Below are 17,022 nucleotides of genomic sequence, written 5' to 3' on the forward strand. Positions count from 1 at the left end.
TCAGAACGAACCGAAGGTCGAGCCCAGAAGGAACACGGCGACAAGCGAGATGATGACGCCGACGATCACGGTCATCACCATGTCGAAATAGCTTCCGGCATGGGTCTGCTTGCTGATCTGGAGCAGCAGCAGCACCGTACCGTTATGGGGCAGGGCGTCGAGCGTGCCGGCGCTGATCGTCGTCAGGCGGTGCATCAACTCGGGATTGATGCCATATTCCACGGCAAGCCGCATATATTCCTCGCCGAGCGCGTCGAGCGCGATCGCCATGCCGCCGGAAGCCGTTCCCGTCAGCGCGGCCAGCGAATTCATCGCGACGACCAGCGATACGAGGGGACCGCCAGGGATCTGCAGGACGGCGTCCCGGACGATGGCGAAGGCCGGCATCGCCGCAACGACCGCGCCGAAGCCGACGAGGCTCGCCACCGTCATGATCGGCAGGACCGCGGAGTTCGCGCCCGCATCGAGACTCTCGCGCAGGTTTCCCAGACGCCCGTAATTGACCGCGATGGCCGTCAGGATCGCCGCGCCGAGCGCGATGAGAACCGCCCAGACGCCGATGGCGGACGTGATATTGATGCCGAGGGCCGCTTCGGCGGCGGAAAAATCCATGCGGGGCAGCACCACCAGCGCCATCAGGAAGTTGACGGTGATGACGACGACGAGGGGCAGGACGGCGAAGAAGAAGGGCGGGGCCGTGTCGCTGCGCTGACCATGCGTCAGTTCGTTCGGGTCGAAATCGCCCGATACCGTCGCCTGCTCGCGCACTTTCTCGCTGATGACGACGGTGTCGTCATCCTCAACATAGCCCTCGCCGGCCGCGCGTGCCTTCGCCTCGATGCGCGCCAGCCACCACAAACCGAAGGCGAGGGTGATGATCGATGCGATGATGCCGAGGCCGGGGGCGGCAAATGTTGTCGTGCCGAAATAGGGCATCGGAATGGCATTGTTCGTCGAGGGCGTTCCGGGCATCGCCGACATGGTGAAGGTGAACGCGCCCAGGCCGATCGCCGCCGGCATGAGCCGCGCCGGGATATTGGCGGCCTTGAACATCTCCCGCGCCATCGGAACCAGCACGAAGAACGCCACGAAGACGCTGACGCCGCCATAGGTCACGACGGCGGAGGCGAGAACCACCGAAAGCATGGTCCGCTTGACGCCCAGCTTCTCCGTCAGGAAGCGGGCGATAGCGGTGATCGAGCCGCTGTCGTCCATCATCTTGCCGAAGATGCCGCCCAGCAGGAACAGGGGAAGCCACTGCGCGACGAAGCGCGCCGTGCCGCCCATGAAGGTCGATGTCCAGTGCGGCAGCAGGGGCTCGCCCGACACGAAGGCGGCGACGAGCGCCGCCGCCGGCGCCAGAAGCAGCACGCTCCACCCGCGATAGGCGAACCACATCAAGAGGGCGAGTGCGAGCAAAATTCCTAACAGCCCCATGAGCTTGTCCTATCCCGATCCGTTCCGCAACTGCCGCATGCAAAGCAGGCGAGTGGCATCAAAGCATTTTCTGGTTGTGTATTTCAAGCGGGAACGACCTCGCCCGCATTTTCTCTGTCTCGCTCGGTGAAAAGACCACTATCGCCCCCGCTGTCCCGCTTCGTTTCGGGAAACGTGGCCGTCGGGCAGGAAAATGGTCAGGGGAAGCGCGATGGCGCTCGATGTGACGGCTTCCGCAAGCCCGGCCGGCGACAGCACCGGGTTGCCGCTGACGAGGGCGTCGCGCGCCGTCCGGCTGTTTTCAACCAGCTTGGTCATCGCCTCGGATTGCGCGAAGACGGTATGGCCGCCGCCGTCCACCTGCGAGACGTCGATGACCGTAATGCCATTTCTTTGCAGGGGGGCGATATCGCGCGCATTGCCCACGCGGGGATGTCCGCCGGCAAGGAAACCCGACAGGCCGATCGCCCGGTCGCGCTGGGAGACCAGAATGGTGAAGGGTGCCGGCAGCGTGCCGATATCGGCGAGCTGGCTGTCGAAAACATCGACATCGATATCCGGAGCGGCCAGAACGACGCCGCCGAGGCGCTTGAACGTGGCGGACTTTCCGCGAAGCGCCAGGGTCCGCAGCGCTTCCATCGCTGCAAACGCGCCCATCGAATGGGCGACCAGAACGACGGCTTTCGCCTTCGTCTGCGCGGCCAGCTCGATCGTCTCGGCAAGCCCGTCGCGGGCGAAGATAGCGCTGTCGCGGTCGAATACATAAAGCGGCAGCGATCCGGCCGAGGGCCAGGCATAGTGCAGCGGAACGGACCGGATGCCGAAGTCGGTGACGATCTGCGCCGTGCGGAAAAGGCTCTCGGAAACGGTGTTGTTATAGCCGTGGACGAAGATGAAGATTTCCCGGTTCTGCGGTGGAAGCCGTTCCAGGGCGGCATTCATTTCGGCGATGAGCTGCGCACGGCCGCCCACGTCGCGGTACGTCGCCGTGAAATGGCGTTGAGGATTGTGCCCGCCGACGGGAACCTGCCCCAATTGCCGGCTGGCTGGAGCGGTGACGTCGAAACGCGCGAAACTGAGCGCGAGTGACCGGTCGGCCGAAAACGGCCGGCCCTCGGTTGCGACCCTTAGCCTGCTGGTCGCGAGGAAGACTGGCGTCGAAGTTTCCATGACGGGGCCGGAGCCGGCAGGCCGCAGACCTGTCGGTGCGCGCTGCATCGAGCAGGCGGTGAGGGTCATGGCGGCGCAAAGGGCGATGAGGAACGGTGCGGACCTGCGTGCGCGCCGGCTTTCGGGACCGGACTGCATCACGTCGGCTGTCCGGCTGGCATGGGGGCCGCGTGAACGATGTCCCCGGCCCGGGTGAACTTTTCGAGGGATCGCGGCAGGACGTTGTCCTGTACGCTTACGAGGTCGAGACGCAGGCAACGGGCAAAGATGACCTTAAGCAGCCGTGCGGCTTCGTGCTTGAAGCCGATGCCTGCCCGCCAGACCGTTTTGCCCCATGTCGTACCGCTGAGCGCGGGCAGGAATCCCGCCGCGCTGGCGACACCGCGATATCTGACGTTCATGAAGCCTCCTGGCTCGACCTGGCCGCGCCGCCTTGCCGCGTCCTAGCGGCCGAGGCAGATGTGCCCGCGCGCACCGTGGAAGCAGATGCTGCCCGCGCCCGGGCGATGACCACCCGACACGCGGTCGAGGAAGCGGGAGTTGATCCATCCGCTGCGTCCCCGGCGCGGCTCCACATGGCACCAGCGCAGCGAGCGGGCGCATCGCGTTACGCGCACCCGTTCGCGGGCATGCACGCGGCCGATCACCCGGTAGTTGGTGCCTGGTCCGGAACGGAGCTGGACGGTGTTGGTGACGACCGCCGAGGCGGCCTGGGCTTCGGCGACGCCCGCCAGCGCCATGGCGCAGAAAACGACGGCGATCGAAAGCAATCTTTTCAGAAACATCGACTTGTTCCTCAGTTCCATCTGTATCGGAGCCCGACGCACGGCCTCACGGCGGCATGAGGACAGCGAATGCCCCGCTTGGCAAGGTTGTTTTTCGGCATCCTGCAATTTTCGGTGAGACGACCTTCCCGATTCCTTAACGGGCTCGTGGCGGCGGCACGGGCCGCTTACTACTGGACGGCGGCGGTCAGCGCCGTGGCGGCCGAGTACCACGTCATGCCGTGATCGAAAGCGCCCGTTTCCAGGAAATGAAGGGTTTCCATGACGACGACGGGATTGAACATCATGAATGTATGCGTGGCATGCACCACCAGATGATCGGCCGCGCCTTCGAGCCGCGTGGAGGCGACCGTGACCTTGCCGTCATTCGGTCCGGCGAGAATGGAGGCGTAGATCGGATTGAGGGAGATATCGCCGGCGATGATGCCGAGAGGAAAGTCCGGTTTCGGCAGGATCGCGGGTACGGCGTTTCGATCCGTCCCCAGCTCCAGGCCCGCCGGGCCATTGATCCAGTAGAAAGGCTGCAGGTCGCCGAAGACGTCGACGATTTCAGACCCGTGGTTCGGCGGCGCAAGCATCACCACGCGGCCCAGTTTTTCCGGGTGCTGGCTGGCAAGCCAGTAGCGAACCAGGATGCCGCCCATGGAATGGGTGACGAAGTTCACGCGACGCTTCCCGCATTCGGCGACCGCGGTGCCGACATGGGCGGCAAGTGTGGCAACGGTGGCTGTCGTGGAGGGATAGTCCCGGTTCACGACATGATAACCCCGTGCGGCCAAAAGTTTTTCGACGAGCCAGAGCGAGCCGCTGCCGCGCGCAAGTCCATGCATGAGGACCGCGCATTCGCCGGTGTCCTGCTGCGCCCCTGCCGGTGGGGATGGGAGCAGGCAGGCGAGGACGAGAAACAGGCGGATCGCGGAAAGAGCCGGAGGTTTCCGGCGGGTGGCGTCACGCATCGGGGCCCTCGGGCGGCTTGTTCGCCAGGATCGCCGCAAGCCAGCTGGCCGATGGCGCGCCCTCGCAATAGACCACGAAGGCGATCAGCAGCGGCACGCCGATGAAGGCCCCCGAAACGCCCCACATGAAGCTCCAGAAGAATACGGCGAAGATCACCGCGAAGGGGGAGAGCGACAGCGAGGCGCCGGTCAGCTGCGGCTCGAGATAGCTGCCGATCACGAACTGGATGATGTTGAGGCTGGCGAAGATCACGACGGCCATTTCCCAGGAACCAAAATGGGCGACCGCAAAAAGCGTGGGCAGGACCGTTGCGACCAATGGGCCGATGAACGGGATGTAGTTGAGGGCAAAGGCGATGGCCCCCCAGGCCGCGGCCAGTTCCAACCCCATGCCCAGCGTGAAGATCCAGACGACGAAGCCCGTCAGCACGCTGGCGACCGTGCGCACGATCATGAAGCGCCTGAGTTTGGCGGCGATGGCGCGGTTGGCGACGAGGATGCGGTCGCCATAGGGCTGCGCATGCGGGGAGGCGAGACGTGCGCCGAATTCGTTCACTTCCAGAAGGCCGAGCATCACGAAGATCAGGACAAGCACCGCGAAGCCCGCGAAACTGTTCAGCCGGCCGGCCATGCTCTGCATGAAGCCGACGAGCCAGCGGATGTCGAACCGGTCCGACAGGGTTCCCATGACGGGTATGCCTTGCAGTTCCAGCCAGTCCGCCCAGACCGTGTAGATCGTCTGAAGCCGCTCGGCGTTGAGGAACAGCCAATGACCGAGCTGGGTGAGGCCCCAGGCGACCGAGGAGCCGAGCACCAGGATGGCCGTCATGGTCAACGTCAGACTGACGAACAACGCGACAAGGCGCGGCAGTTTCCGCTGCAGGGCCAGCTGGCACGGCCACATGAGCGCGATGATGAGGAGCGAAAAGAAGAGCGGCGCGAAGATCGGCTGCGCAAGGCGAAGAAGGGCGAGAACGAGGATACCGGTGCCGATCGCGCCGAACATGCCCCTATTGCCAGCGCCAACCATGCCAACCTCGAAATGTTCGATGCGAAATCCGCACGCGGGAGGCTTTTACCCCCCGCGTGCGTCTAAGAGCGGGCCGAAGCGCCGATCAGCTGGCCGCCTGTCCTGCCTGCTGCAGCGCGTTGCGCAGCACCTGTTCCTTGCCCTCGTCGAGGGAGGTCTGCAGAACCTCGCCGCCATGGGAGGAAATATCCTTCAGCACCTTGTCGGCCGTCATGCTGCGCACGAGCACGAAGAGGGCGGCACTGTCGCCCGTGAGTTTGCCGGCAAGCTCCTTCATGAAGGCGTCGTTGATGCCCACATCCGACAGCGCGCCGCCGATGGCGCCCGAAGCCGCGCCGACGGCGACGCCGAGCAGCGGATTGAGGAAGAGGACGCCGATCAGCAGGCCCCAGAAACTGCCCGTGGTGGCGCCGGCCGCCGTCGTGTTGAACAGCTGGTTGAGCTTGACCTTGCCATCGGCGGATTTCGTGGCGATGACGGCGTCGCCGACCGTGATCAGATATTCCTTCTGAAGTTCGAAGATGCGCTGGCGGACTTCTTCGGCCTTTGCTTCGCTCGGATAGACAATCGCAATAAGATCAGACATTTCGGTCTCCTCGAGAGTATTCCTTGTCTGAGCAGAGGAAGCAAATTTCAACCGTGAATGCAATGCACAATCGTCTCTAACGGAAAGGCTGTCGGAAAGTATCTTAAGATTCCGATACCGCACCCGTCGGCTCGGTCAGTCGAGGGCCTTGCGCATGATCGGCAAGATTTTAGGGCTGGATCGTGTTTGCGGGGAGTGCCATCATCGCCCCGGTTGAACAATGAACTGCGAGGGCGCCATGAGTTTCGAGTTCCCAAATCCGCCAATCGATAGCCTTCGCCGCAAGCTGCTGATCGGCTCGCTCGCCTCTACAGCTGTCTGGGCGCTGATGCCTGCGGTGGCGAGGGCGCAGGATGTCGCCGCTCCGGCCTCGGCAAAGACTGCGCGCGATGCCGTGGAGACGGTTCGCGAGGCGATCTTGCGCATATCGCGCGAGGTCTGGAACACGCCGGAACTGTCCCTGCACGAGGAGCACTCTTCCGAAATCCACCTGCGGGAGCTGCGCGCCGCGGGCTTCACGATCGTCAGCACGGGAACGTCGGGCATCCCCACCGCCTTTCTCGCCGAATGGACGCAGGGCGAGGGCGGGCCGAAGATCGGCTTCCTGCCGGAATACGACGCCCTTCCAGGCCTCGGCAATGCGGCTGAACCGCGCCAGGTGCCCGGGCCGGCCGGCGTCGAGGTCGGTCATGGATGTGGCCACAACATGCTTGGCGCGGGCTGCACCGGCGCGGCGCTGGCGCTCAAGAAGATGATGATCGACGGCGGCCATGCCGGAACCATCCGGGTCTATGGCTGCGCGGCGGAGGAAACGGAAGGCGCGAAGGTCTATATGGCCCGCGACGGTCTGTTCGACGATCTCGACGCGGCCCTTGCCTGGCATCCCGGCCCGATGAACGCCACGGGGCTGCTGCGCACGGCGGCCGTCAACATGCTTCGCGTGCGTTATACCGGGCGCTCGGCCCATGCCGGCGTCGATCCGTGGGAAGGGCGCAGCGCACTCAAGGGCGCAGAACTCTTCGGCACCGGCGTCCAGTTCATGCGCGAGCACCTCAAGCCGACGACAAGGCTGCACTACACTTATACCGACGGCGGCGGCGCCCCCAATGTCATTCCCGACACCGCCGAGGTTCTGATCATGATCCGCGATCAGGATCGCACGGAGGTGGACGAGGTGACGGCCTGGGTGAGAGATGTCGCGAGCGGTGCGGCGACCTCCACCCAGACGACGGTCGCCGTCGACCATTTCTTCGGCATGCATGACCTTTTGCCGAACGAGACGCTCGTCCAGCGCCTGCACGACCACATGACGGCGCTGCCGCTCGAGTGGACCGAGGCCGAGCAGGTCTTCGCCAAGACCTGCCAGCGCGAGATGGGGTTGCCGGAGGCGGGCCTGATGCCGATCGTCATGCCCATCCTTCCGGAAGTCACGATCGGCGGCAGCACCGATGTCGGTGACGTCAGTTACAACACGCCGACGGGCCTCTTCGCCATTGCCACGATGCCGATCGGCGTCGGACTGCATACCTGGCCCGTCACGGCCTGCGGTGGCACCAGCATCGGTGACAAGAGCTCCATTCTCTCCGCCACGGTGATGGCGGGCGTCGGCTACGACCTGATCATCGATGCCGACCTGCGCGCCGCCGCCCGGGCCGATTTCGACCGTCGCAAGGCCGGTCGGAAGTACGTGTCGCCACTGCCAAAGGATCGTGTGCGGCCCGATGGCATTCCGCCCCACCTGCTGATTCGCGATGGTTTTGATGAATTTATCGCCGGATACAGGGAAAAGCAGCCGTAAGGCGCGCGCTGAAACCCGCCGATGTTCTGTTGCGGTGTCGCGAGAGAGCGATGCGTTAAGCGCGACAGGCAATTTCGAGGGGAGACCGTCTGACGATACACGCAGCCGGTTGCAGCCGCGACTGCTTTTCCACTAGTCTTGCCCAAGGCCCTCACGGCCGCCGGCAATGCCGATATCCAAGGAGAATATGATGAATGTGAGCAGCGCGTCGAAGACGATCTATCGTGCCGGCAAAATCTCTCTGGCCGCCGCCTGCGTCGCCATGCTCCTGAGCGGGCCGGTGAACGCGCAGTTTTCCGGGGCGAAACGGACGCCCGACGTCACGACGGTCGAGCAGGCCAGGGCTGCACGGCATGGCGCGCGCGCCTCGTTGAAAGGTTCGCTGACGAAGGAAGTCCGAATGGCCCAATATCTCTTTCGGGACAAGACCGGGGAAATTCGCGTCCGTATCCAGCGGGAACTCTGGCGTGGGCGTGAGATCACGGCGAAGACGCTGCTTCGCGTGCGGGGCAAGATCCAGTCCGATGTGCGCGGCAGGTTCGTGAATGTCGATTATGTGCAGGTGCTGAACTAAACCTCGGGGGCCAGCGGCATGATGTGGAGATGCCCGTATCTCACGGCGCGCTCCGAGATCACATGTTCGGCAAAGTGCTGCACTTCGCCGGACGTTCCCTTCAGGATGCTGACTTCGAGGCAGTTCTTCTCATCGAGATGGATGTGCAGGCTGGATACGGTCAGGTCGTGGTGGCTGTGGAACGTGCTCGTCAGCCGCTTCGCCAGTTCGCGGGCTTCGTGATCGAAGACATAGCTCAGCACGCCGATGGCGTTGCTGAGCGAACCGCTTTCGATCGAGGCCTGTTTCAGTCCGGCGCGCGCGAGGTCGCGAATGGCTTCCGAACGGTTCTGGTAGCCGCGCGCCTTGATCATGCGGTCGAGCTCTTCCATCAGGTCGTCGTCGAGCGTGACGGTTACTCTTTGCATGAAAAATCCTGACTGGCGCCGCCTGCGCCTCCGGAGGTCGAAAGCCCGATATCGATAGCCCATGGCAAGGCAAGCTCCAACTGCTTTCCGCGGCGAGGGCCGGCCCGGGCGGGTCCGAAAGGTGTGTAAGCAATTTTTCCATAGACATCATACGGTGTTCGTTTCTATCCTGCGTTGACATTGTGATCGAGGTTGCTGACGCCGATGATGAAGCTGTCCATTCTTGCAGCGGTTTCCACGCTTTCCCTGCTGAGCGCTCCGGTCCTGGCGGCGGAGAAATCCGAACTGGTGCTGGCCATCGGCGGGGAGCCGGATACCGGCTATGATCCGTTGCTGGGATGGGGACGCTACGGCCATCCCCTGTTCCAATCCACCCTGCTCAGCCGCGATGCCGATCTTGCCACGAAGTCCGATCTTGCGACGGCCTGGGCGCTTTCCGACGACAAGCTGACCTGGACCATATCCATCCGCGAGGGCGTGACTTTTTCGGATGGCACGCCACTGACCGCAAGGGACGTCGCCTTCACCTTCACCAAAGCCGCCACGGCGGGTGGCGCGATCGATCTTCATGCGATGGTGTCCGCCGAGGCGACCGACGACAGGACCGTCGTGATCCGGCTCAAGCAGCCATGGATCACCTTCACGGAGAATTTCTACTCGCTGGGCATCGTGCCGGAAGCGACGTACGGCGCGGACTATGCGCGCAACCCGGTCGGCTCGGGGCCGTATCGGCTTGTCTCCTGGCGGCAGGGCGAGCAGCTGATCGTGGAGGCCAACCCGAACTATTACGGTGAAAAGTCGCCGTTCAGCCGCCTGACTTTCCTGTTCACCGGAGAAGATACAAGCCTGGCGGCCGCCAATGCGGGGCAGGTGGACATGGTGTCCGTGCCCGCAGCACTTGCCGATGCCGTTCCCGCCGGCTTCAGCACCGTCGTGGTCGATACCGTCGACAACAGGGGTATTCACTTCCCGATGGCGCCCGACGAGGGGAAGAAGGACGCCAAGGGCAATGCCATCGGCAACAATGTCACGGCCGACGTTGCCATTCGCCGGGCGGTCAATATCGGCATCGACCGCCAGAAGATCGTGGACACGGCCCTTCTGGGCCACGGGACGCCGGCCTATGGCCCGGCGGACGGATTGCCCTGGTCCAATCCGCAGGCCGCCGTGACATTCGATCTCGACGCGGCCAGGCGCCTGCTGGACGAGGCCGGATGGGTGCCCGGCGCGGATGGCATACGGGAAAAGAACGGCCTGCGCGCCGCGTTCCGCATCCATTATCCCGCTTCCGATTCCACCCGGCAGGCCATTGCGATGGTTCTCGCCGAACTGCTGAAGCCGCTTGGCATCGAGGGGACGCCGAACGGCACGACCTGGGAAGGCATCGAACGCGTCATGCATTCCGAGCCGGTCGCATTCGGATGGGGCAGCCAAAGCCCGCTGGAAGTCTACAGCCTCTACCAGAGCGGATGGGGCGGCGTGGACTATTACAACCCCGGTTTCTTCTCCAATGCTGCCGTCGACGGGTATTTCGAGGCGGCGCAGCGCGCATCGAGCCTTGAGGCGTCCTATCCGGAATGGCAGAAGGCCGAATGGGACGGTGCGACGGGCTTCAGCACGAAGGGCGAGGCCGGCTGGGCCTGGCTGGTCAATCTCGACCATGTCTATTTCGCCAACAAATGCCTCGACGTCGGCAAGACGCAGATCGAACCGCATGGCCACGGATGGCCGATCACCGCGGGCATCCAGGGCTGGACCTGGACCTGCAACTGAGGAACGACCATGGGGTCCTGGACGGCTTTCGTTCTCGTTCGACTTGTCCGCCTGGCACTTGTGCTGGCGGGTGTGGCGGCGGTGGCCTTCCTGCTGGCGAAGTTTTCCCCGGTCGATCCGATCGATGCCTATCTCGGCCCGGATATCGCGCGGGTCGGCCCGGAGCAGCGGGCGCTCATCGCGGAGAAATGGGGATTGGACCAGCCCGCCGGCGTCCAGTTCGTGAAGTGGTTTTCACGCATTCTGACGGGTGATCTGGGGTGGAGCGTCACCTACAACGCCCCCGTCGCCGACGTCATTTCGGAGCGCTTCCGGTCTTCCGTCGTTCTCATGGGGCTGGCATGGGTCTTTTCCGGGGTCATCGGCTTTTCGCTCGGCATCTGGGCCGGTGCCAGACCCGGCAGCTGGAGCGATCGCGTCATCCGGCTCTATGCCTATATTCTGGCGGCGACACCGACCTTCTGGATCGCGATCCTGCTGCTGATCGTCTTTTCGGTGGGTTTGCGCTGGACGCCCGTCTGCTGTGCGGCGCCTATCGGCCTGCTGCCCGAAGACGTCACGCTGCTGCAGCGCCTGCATCATCTCCTGCTGCCGCTCGTCGGCCTGTCGATCCTGGGCATCGCGCAGATCGCACTCCACACGCGCGTCAAGATGATCGAGATCATGCAGTCCGACTTCGTGCTCTATGCGAGGGCGCAAGGCGGCACGACGCTCGATATCATCCTGCATCACGGCGTGCGCAATACCGCCCTGCCGGCGATCACCGTTCTCTTCGCCTCCCTTGGCGAGCTTTTCGGCGGCTCGATCCTTGCCGAAACCGTGTTCTCCTATCCGGGCCTGGGAAGCGCCACCATTGAGGCCGGCATCCGCGGCGATGTGCCTCTGCTTCTCGCCATCACACTCATGACGACCCTGTTCGTCTCCGTCGGCAATACGATCGCGGACGTCCTCTACCACGTCGCGGACCCGCGCATTTCATCGGCAAGCGAAACATGGCGGGGGGTTGCGGAATGACGGTGGCATTCGAAAGACCCTCGGAAACACCGTCGCTCGACAAGGTGGGGCCCGTGCTCGTTGCAACCGGGATCGCGGTGCTGCTGCTCGCCGCCATCCTGCTTGCGGCCTGGCTCACCGGTGCATCCGGTCTGGCGAGCGACCTTCAGGCGCGGCTTCAGCCGCCCTCCTTTCAGCATCTCTTCGGCACCGACATGTTCGGCCGCGATGTGCTGGCACGGACGATCAAGGGGCTGGCGCTCAGCTTCCGCATCGGTTTTCTGGCGGCTGGAATATCGGTGATCATCGCCACCTGCCTTGCCATCGTGGCGGCCAGCGGCTCGCGGCTGGCCGACAGCATCGTGTCGCTGCTCACCGACATGACCATGGGATTGCCGCATCTCGTGCTGCTGATCCTGATTTCCTTCGCGCTCGGCGGCGGCACGACCGCCGTCGTCATCGCCGTCGCGGTCACCCACTGGCCGCGGCTTACACGCATCCTGCGCGCGGAGATCCTGCAGGTGCGCAATGCGGACTATGTCGCCGTTTCACGCAATTTCGGCAAATCGCGCTGGTTCATCGCCCGGCATCACATCCTGCCGCACCTGATTCCACAGATGATCGTCGGCTTCGTCCTGCTCTTTCCGCACGCCATCCTGCACGAGGCGGGGCTGACCTTTCTCGGCTTCGGGCTGGAACCCGGCAAGCCGGCGATCGGCATCCTGCTGTCGGAATCGATGCGCTACCTCATGGCCGGCAAATGGTGGCTCGGCCTGTTCCCGGGTTTTCTGCTGCTGGTCGCCGTTCTGTGCTTCGATGTCATCGGCAACGGGCTGCGCGCATTGACGGATCCACGGGGAGGCCGGTCATGAGCGTGCTCGAGATCGAAAGGCTGACGGTTTCGTTCCATCGCCGCGACGGCCTGATGCGCCGGATTGCCATCGATTGCGTGCGCGATATTTCGCTTGCTGTCGCGCGCGGCGAAGTGTTGGCTTTGTTCGGGGCCTCGGGCGCGGGAAAGAGCCTGCTTGCCCATGCCGTCATGGGTCTTCTGCCGGCCAATGCCCTGGCCGGCGGCACCATGCGCTTCGACGGGCGCGTTCTGGACGCGCGGGCGCAAGCCGCCTTGCGTGGCAACCGCATCGCATTGATCCCGCAGTCGGTCGCCCATCTCGATCCGCTCGCCACGGTTGGCCAGCAGCTTCGCTGGGCCGCCCGGCGCGCGCGCCATCCGATGACGACGCCGGGCGCGGTGGAAGGGGCATTGTCGCGCTTCGATCTCGCACCCGCCGTTGCCGGCACCTTCCCGCATACGCTGTCGGGCGGCATGGCACGCCGCGTCATGCTGGCGATGACGACGGCGTCGGGCGCCGATCTCGTCCTTGCCGACGAACCGAGCAACGGCCTCGACGCGGAGAACACGGCACGGGTCTTTCGCTGCCTGAAATCCTTCGCCGAAGCGGGAAAAGCCGTCATCGTCATCTCCCACGATCTTTCGGCGGCGCTGAAGATCGCGGACCGGGTGGTCCTCCTCAGCGGCGGGCAGGTCGCCGCCGAGGAGCGGGCCGGTGCCTTCGCGGGTGACGGCGGAGCGCTGTCCACCGCCTATGCCCGCTTAATCTGGAATGCCCTGCCGCAGAACGGCTTTTCGCGAGTGCGCCATGAGGCTTGAGGCGGTGGCGGTCGGATTTGGCTTTGGCGGCGGGACGCCTGTCCTCGATGGGGTCGATCTGGCGCTCGAAAGCGGCCGGATATCGGGCCTGACGGGAAAGTCGGGGCGAGGCAAGTCGACGCTGGGGAAGATCCTGGCCAGGCATCTTCTGCCGACGAAGGGCAGGGTGCTGATCGACGGTGCCGCACCGGTCTCGTCAGGCTTCAATCCCGTTCAACTCATACACCAGACCGCGATTTTCGCCGTCAATCCGCGGTGGAAGATCGGGCGGATCGTATCGGAAGCCTGTCTGCCCGATGAGGCGCTGATGCAGGCGCTCGGCATAAGGCGGCAATGGCTCGACCGCTATCCCCACGAACTGTCCGGCGGCGAGTTGCAGCGGGTGGCGCTGTTGCGTTCCCTGACGCCGCGAACCCGCTTCCTGATCGCCGATGAAATCACATCCATGCTCGACCCCATTGCGCAAAGCGAGATCTGGCATGCCCTGATCGATGTTTCGGAGAAACGGGACATCGGCATATTGGTGATCAGCCATGATCGGGCGCTGCTGGACAGGGTAGCGGCTCAGACGGTCACGCTGTAGCAGTTCTTACCCGATTGCCGTCAAAAGACGATCCTGCCGGCAAGGTAACTGACCGCAATGGTGCCGATCCCGATGACCAGGGTGCGGATGAGGGTGAACGAGACGTTCAGACGCCCGGCGCGGGCTCCGACGATCGAGGTCAGCGTGAGCGATGCCGCGACAGCGGCGAGGATTACCCCCGTTTCCAGACGCACGGGCACGGCGATGGTGATGGACAGCGGAATAGCCGCTCCCAGTGCATAGGCGATGGCCGACCCGGTGGCGGCCCTGAGGACGTCGGCGTTCGACATGACATCGAGGATGCCGTGTTCGCTCTCCAGCTGCGCCTTCAGCGGCGAGCGCCGCATCAGCTCCGCCGCGACTTCCTGCGCCAGGTGCGGACTGAGCCCCTTTTCTTCGTAATATGCGGCGAGTTCGGAAAGCTCGGTTTGCGGCTGCTGCCTGATCTCGACCTTTTCTTCCCGTATCGCATTGAGCTGCGCTTCGCGTTCGGCCGCTGCCTCCGCCCATTTCGCGCCGCCGGCGCTGAACATCCCGGCTATGGTCGCGACGGTCGCCGCCATCACGAGCGTCGTTTCATCGGCGCCCGCGCCGGCAAGCCCTTCGAGAATGCCCGCCGTCGCGATGATACCGTCATTGGCCGCCAGCGTCGCGTTGCGGCGTTCTGCGGGATCCGTCAAAACAGGCATCGATTTTTGCAGCAGGTCATCAAGCGCACGTGTCATGCTGTTTCCAGATATCGGCGCAAGCGCGCCGGTCCCTCAGCCCAATGTGTTGTACCCGGCATCGACATAGATGGTCTGGCCGCTGATATAGCGGGCCTTGTCGGACAGCAGGAAAGCGGCGGCCTCGCCGATCTGGTCTATGGTGACGAGCTGGTGGAGCGGCGCACGTTCGGCTGCCTTGGCCATCAGGTCGTCGAAATGCGTGAGGCCGGAGGCGGCGCGTGTCTTCACCGGACCGGTCGACAGGGCGTTGACGCGGATGGCGTGCGGGCCAAGTTCGGTGGCGAGATAGCGCACGCTCGCCTCCAGCGCCGCTTTGACCGGCCCCATGATGCCGTAGCCGGGTACGACTTTCTCCGCCCCGTAAAAACTCATGGTGAGGATCGATCCGCCGCTTGCCATCAGCGGCTCGGCGTGTTTCGCCAGGCGGACCAGCGAATGGCAGGAAATATCCATCGCCGTTGCGAAGCCCTCCGCCGAGCTGTCCGTCACGCGGCCGTGCAGGTCCGCCTTCGGAGCGAAGGCGATGGAATGCAGCAGGAAGTCGAGCCGGCCCCAGCGGTCCCCGATCGTCTCGAACAGCGCCGCCGTCTGCCCGGCGTCGCGCACGTCGAGCGGCAGGAGGATGGGCGCGCCGACCTCTTCGGCCAGCGGCGCGACGTGGCTCCGCGCCTTGTCGTTCTGATAGGTGATGGCCAGTTCCGCCCCGGCGGCCTTCAGAGCTCTCGCGCATCCCCAGGCGAGCGATTGATCATTGGCAAGGCCGATGATGAGACCCTTCATGCACTTTTCTCCCGTGAAGCCTGTCCGGAAGGCCGCATTCCTGCGGCCCATCGGGAGGAGAGACCGTCCTGATCCTCTATCGCTGTAGACCGTGACAGGGATTTTGCAAGCGATGTATCCCGGACAATACCGGCCGGATGCGAAAAACCGGCAGGGCACCGGAATACGCCTGGAAGAGCATAGACGCTGTTTCGCGGCACCAGGCATCGCCGGGCAGCCGTTCCGGCGTCAGACATGTCGCGGGGTCTCTCGCCGTTCAAACGACCCCAAAATCACGGGCGGTTTTCCCCGCTTCCACTGCTCGATCTAAAATCGTCCGAAGCCCAACTGGAAACCGGACGACATGGACGCAACCGAAAACCTGAACCTGCCCTACATCCTCCCTTCTCAAGCCCAGAAACACGTCACCCACAACGAGGCCATCAAGGCACTCGATGCCGTCGTGCAGCTGGCCGTGACGAGCAGGACCGTCGCGACACCGCCGCCGGCGCCTGTTTCCGGTGCGCGCTACATCGTGCCGGCAGGCGCCTCGGGCGCATGGGCCGGGCGTGAAAAACACGTTGCCGCCTGGCAGGACGAGGCATGGGTCTTCTACATGCCCCGTACCGGCTGGCTTGCGCATGTCGTCGATGAAGGCAGGTTGCTGACCTTCGGCTCCACCGACTGGGCGCTTTCCGCTTTCAACGTCGCGCTGCCGGACAGACTTGGCCTCAACGCGGCGGCAGAAGCGCCAAACCGGTTGGTCGTCGCGGGCGAAGCTTCTCTCTTCACCCATGAAGGAATGGGGCATCAGATCAAGATCAACAAGGCTTCTGCCGGAGACACAGCGTCCTTCGTCTTCCAGGCCGGCTTCTCGCCGAGAGCCGAGATCGGCCTGGTCGCGAACGACGATCTGCGTTTTAAGGTCAGTCCCGCCGGAACGTCTTTCATCGACGCCATCGTTGTCGACCGCAGCACCGGACGCGTCTCCTTTCCCGTGGGTGCGACGGGCCTCCGCATACAGCTGACCGCCGCGCGCACCTATTATGTCGCCACGACCGGCAGTGACAGCAATAGCGGCTTGAGCGCAGGTGTTCCGTTTGCAACCCTGCAGAAGGCGGTCGATGAGGCGCACAAGCTCGATTGCGCAACCTACGACGTGACGATCCAGCTCGCGAACGGCACCTATGCCGCAGGCGCCACCGTGGCGCGTCCGTTGCTGGGCGGGGGCACGCTGATCATCAAGGGCAACGAGACGACGCCGGCCTCGGTCGTGCTGAGTGCAGGCCTGAGCTTCCGCAACGGTGCGCAGGTGCGTGTCGCGGGCCTGCGCTTCGTCATCGCCACGGATCTGATCCATGCGCTCTCGGTGGGCAACGGCGTCCATCTGCGCACAGGCAAGCTCGAGTTCGGTGCGGTCGGCGCCAATGCGGATCACATCTTCGCGGACAATCCCTGCCATATCGCCATCGAGGAGGATTATACGATCTCCGGGGGCGGGCGACGGCACATGAATATCGGCGCCGGCTACGTGTCGGGCGCGAGCCGCACCGTCACGCTGACCGGAACGCCTGCCTTCACGCATTTCCTCGCGGCGAGCAACTGCGCCGCCATCGCCCTGTCGAACCTGACGATCTCCGGTGCGGCGACGGGCAGCCGCTACATCGCCGAGACGAATGGCGTCATCAACACCTTCGGCAAGGCGACGACCTATCTGCCCGGCTCGACGGTCGGCACCAATCCGACGGGCGGTATCTACGCCTGACGAAAG

18 protein-coding genes are annotated in these 17,022 nt (G+C 64.3%); 8 read left to right on the top strand and 10 right to left on the bottom strand.

Going from position 1 to position 17,022, the window contains the following annotated elements; all coding sequences use genetic code 11:
- The 7 genes from MUO32_RS15525 to MUO32_RS15555 all read right to left on the bottom strand — a co-directional run bounded on the left by MUO32_RS15525 (position 1) and on the right by MUO32_RS15555 (position 5,964).
- Positions 1-1,437 (bottom strand): GntP family permease, encoded by a 1,437-nt coding sequence (locus MUO32_RS15525; protein WP_257949271.1) that lies wholly within the window; start codon positions 1,435-1,437, stop codon positions 1-3.
- Between the two features lie 138 nt (positions 1,438-1,575).
- Positions 1,576-2,745 (bottom strand): alpha/beta hydrolase, encoded by a 1,170-nt coding sequence (locus MUO32_RS15530; protein WP_257949272.1) that lies wholly within the window; start codon positions 2,743-2,745, stop codon positions 1,576-1,578.
- A complete protein-coding gene (locus tag MUO32_RS15535) occupies positions 2,745-3,008 on the bottom strand; it encodes a hypothetical protein (protein WP_257949273.1) in 264 nt (87 codons plus the stop codon). Before MUO32_RS15535 ends, MUO32_RS15530 begins: the two co-directional genes overlap by 1 nt.
- A 42-nt stretch (positions 3,009-3,050) precedes the next feature.
- Positions 3,051-3,392, bottom strand: coding sequence for an SH3 domain-containing protein (locus tag MUO32_RS15540; protein WP_257949274.1), 342 nt, complete (start codon positions 3,390-3,392; stop codon positions 3,051-3,053).
- Positions 3,393-3,562: 170 nt separating this feature from the next.
- Positions 3,563-4,348, bottom strand: a complete 786-nt coding sequence (locus MUO32_RS15545; RefSeq protein ID WP_257949275.1) for an alpha/beta fold hydrolase — start codon at positions 4,346-4,348, stop codon at positions 3,563-3,565.
- A complete protein-coding gene (locus MUO32_RS15550) occupies positions 4,341-5,354 on the bottom strand; it encodes an AI-2E family transporter (protein WP_257949276.1) in 1,014 nt (337 codons plus the stop codon). The genes MUO32_RS15545 and MUO32_RS15550 overlap by 8 nt, the downstream gene beginning before the upstream one ends.
- Before the next feature lie 109 nt (positions 5,355-5,463).
- A complete protein-coding gene (locus MUO32_RS15555; protein WP_257949277.1) occupies positions 5,464-5,964 on the bottom strand; it encodes a DUF1269 domain-containing protein in 501 nt (166 codons plus the stop codon).
- A gap of 238 nt (positions 5,965-6,202) precedes the next feature.
- On the opposite strand from MUO32_RS15555, the gene MUO32_RS15560 reads away from it, so the two are divergent.
- Positions 6,203-7,762: an amidohydrolase gene (locus MUO32_RS15560; protein ID WP_257949278.1), complete on the top strand. Its 1,560-nt coding sequence runs from the start codon at positions 6,203-6,205 to the stop codon at positions 7,760-7,762.
- A 190-nt stretch (positions 7,763-7,952) separates the two neighbouring features.
- Complete coding sequence (locus tag MUO32_RS15565; RefSeq protein WP_257949279.1) at positions 7,953-8,336, top strand: YgiW/YdeI family stress tolerance OB fold protein; 384 nt, start codon at positions 7,953-7,955, stop codon at positions 8,334-8,336.
- Here MUO32_RS15565 and nikR read toward each other — a convergent pair.
- Positions 8,333-8,743 carry a nickel-responsive transcriptional regulator NikR gene (nikR, locus tag MUO32_RS15570; RefSeq protein WP_257949280.1) on the bottom strand — a complete coding sequence of 137 codons (411 nt, stop codon included), beginning with the start codon at positions 8,741-8,743 and terminating at the stop codon, positions 8,333-8,335. The genes MUO32_RS15565 and nikR overlap by 4 nt on opposite strands.
- Before the next feature lie 204 nt (positions 8,744-8,947).
- Here nikR and MUO32_RS15575 point away from each other — a divergent pair, with 204 nt between their 5' ends.
- From MUO32_RS15575 to MUO32_RS15595, 5 genes are read left to right on the top strand one after another with little or no spacing between them, the layout of a single operon-like run.
- Positions 8,948-10,516, top strand: coding sequence for an ABC transporter substrate-binding protein (locus MUO32_RS15575; RefSeq protein ID WP_257949281.1), 1,569 nt, complete (start codon positions 8,948-8,950; stop codon positions 10,514-10,516).
- Between the two features lie 9 nt (positions 10,517-10,525).
- Positions 10,526-11,530, top strand: a complete 1,005-nt coding sequence (locus MUO32_RS15580) for an ABC transporter permease (protein ID WP_257949282.1) — start codon at positions 10,526-10,528, stop codon at positions 11,528-11,530.
- Complete coding sequence (locus MUO32_RS15585) at positions 11,527-12,381, top strand: ABC transporter permease (RefSeq protein WP_257949283.1); 855 nt, start codon at positions 11,527-11,529, stop codon at positions 12,379-12,381. The genes MUO32_RS15580 and MUO32_RS15585 overlap by 4 nt, the downstream gene beginning before the upstream one ends.
- Positions 12,378-13,181 (top strand): ATP-binding cassette domain-containing protein, encoded by an 804-nt coding sequence (locus MUO32_RS15590; RefSeq protein WP_257949284.1) that lies wholly within the window; start codon positions 12,378-12,380, stop codon positions 13,179-13,181. The genes MUO32_RS15585 and MUO32_RS15590 overlap by 4 nt, the downstream gene beginning before the upstream one ends.
- Entirely contained in the window at positions 13,171-13,764 is a 594-nt protein-coding gene (locus tag MUO32_RS15595) for an ATP-binding cassette domain-containing protein (RefSeq protein ID WP_257949286.1), read from the top strand. The genes MUO32_RS15590 and MUO32_RS15595 overlap by 11 nt, the downstream gene beginning before the upstream one ends.
- Positions 13,765-13,784: 20 nt before the next feature.
- Here MUO32_RS15595 and MUO32_RS15600 read toward each other — a convergent pair whose 3' ends face one another.
- Both MUO32_RS15600 and fabI read right to left on the bottom strand, forming a co-directional pair.
- The gene (locus MUO32_RS15600) at positions 13,785-14,489 is read right to left on the bottom strand and encodes a VIT1/CCC1 transporter family protein (protein WP_257949287.1); all 705 of its coding nucleotides are present in this window, start codon (positions 14,487-14,489) and stop codon (positions 13,785-13,787) included.
- Positions 14,490-14,525: 36 nt separating this feature from the next.
- Positions 14,526-15,272 (bottom strand): enoyl-ACP reductase FabI, encoded by a 747-nt coding sequence (gene fabI / locus MUO32_RS15605; RefSeq protein WP_257949288.1) that lies wholly within the window; start codon positions 15,270-15,272, stop codon positions 14,526-14,528.
- 343 nt (positions 15,273-15,615) lie between these two features.
- Here fabI and MUO32_RS15610 point away from each other — a divergent pair, with 343 nt between their 5' ends.
- Positions 15,616-17,016 carry a DUF2793 domain-containing protein gene (locus MUO32_RS15610; RefSeq protein ID WP_257949289.1) on the top strand — a complete coding sequence of 467 codons (1,401 nt, stop codon included), beginning with the start codon at positions 15,616-15,618 and terminating at the stop codon, positions 17,014-17,016.
- Positions 17,017-17,022 lie beyond the last annotated feature (6 nt).

The organism is Shinella sp. CPCC 101442 (genome assembly GCF_024704725.1).
Lineage (GTDB): Bacteria > Pseudomonadota > Alphaproteobacteria > Rhizobiales > Rhizobiaceae > Shinella.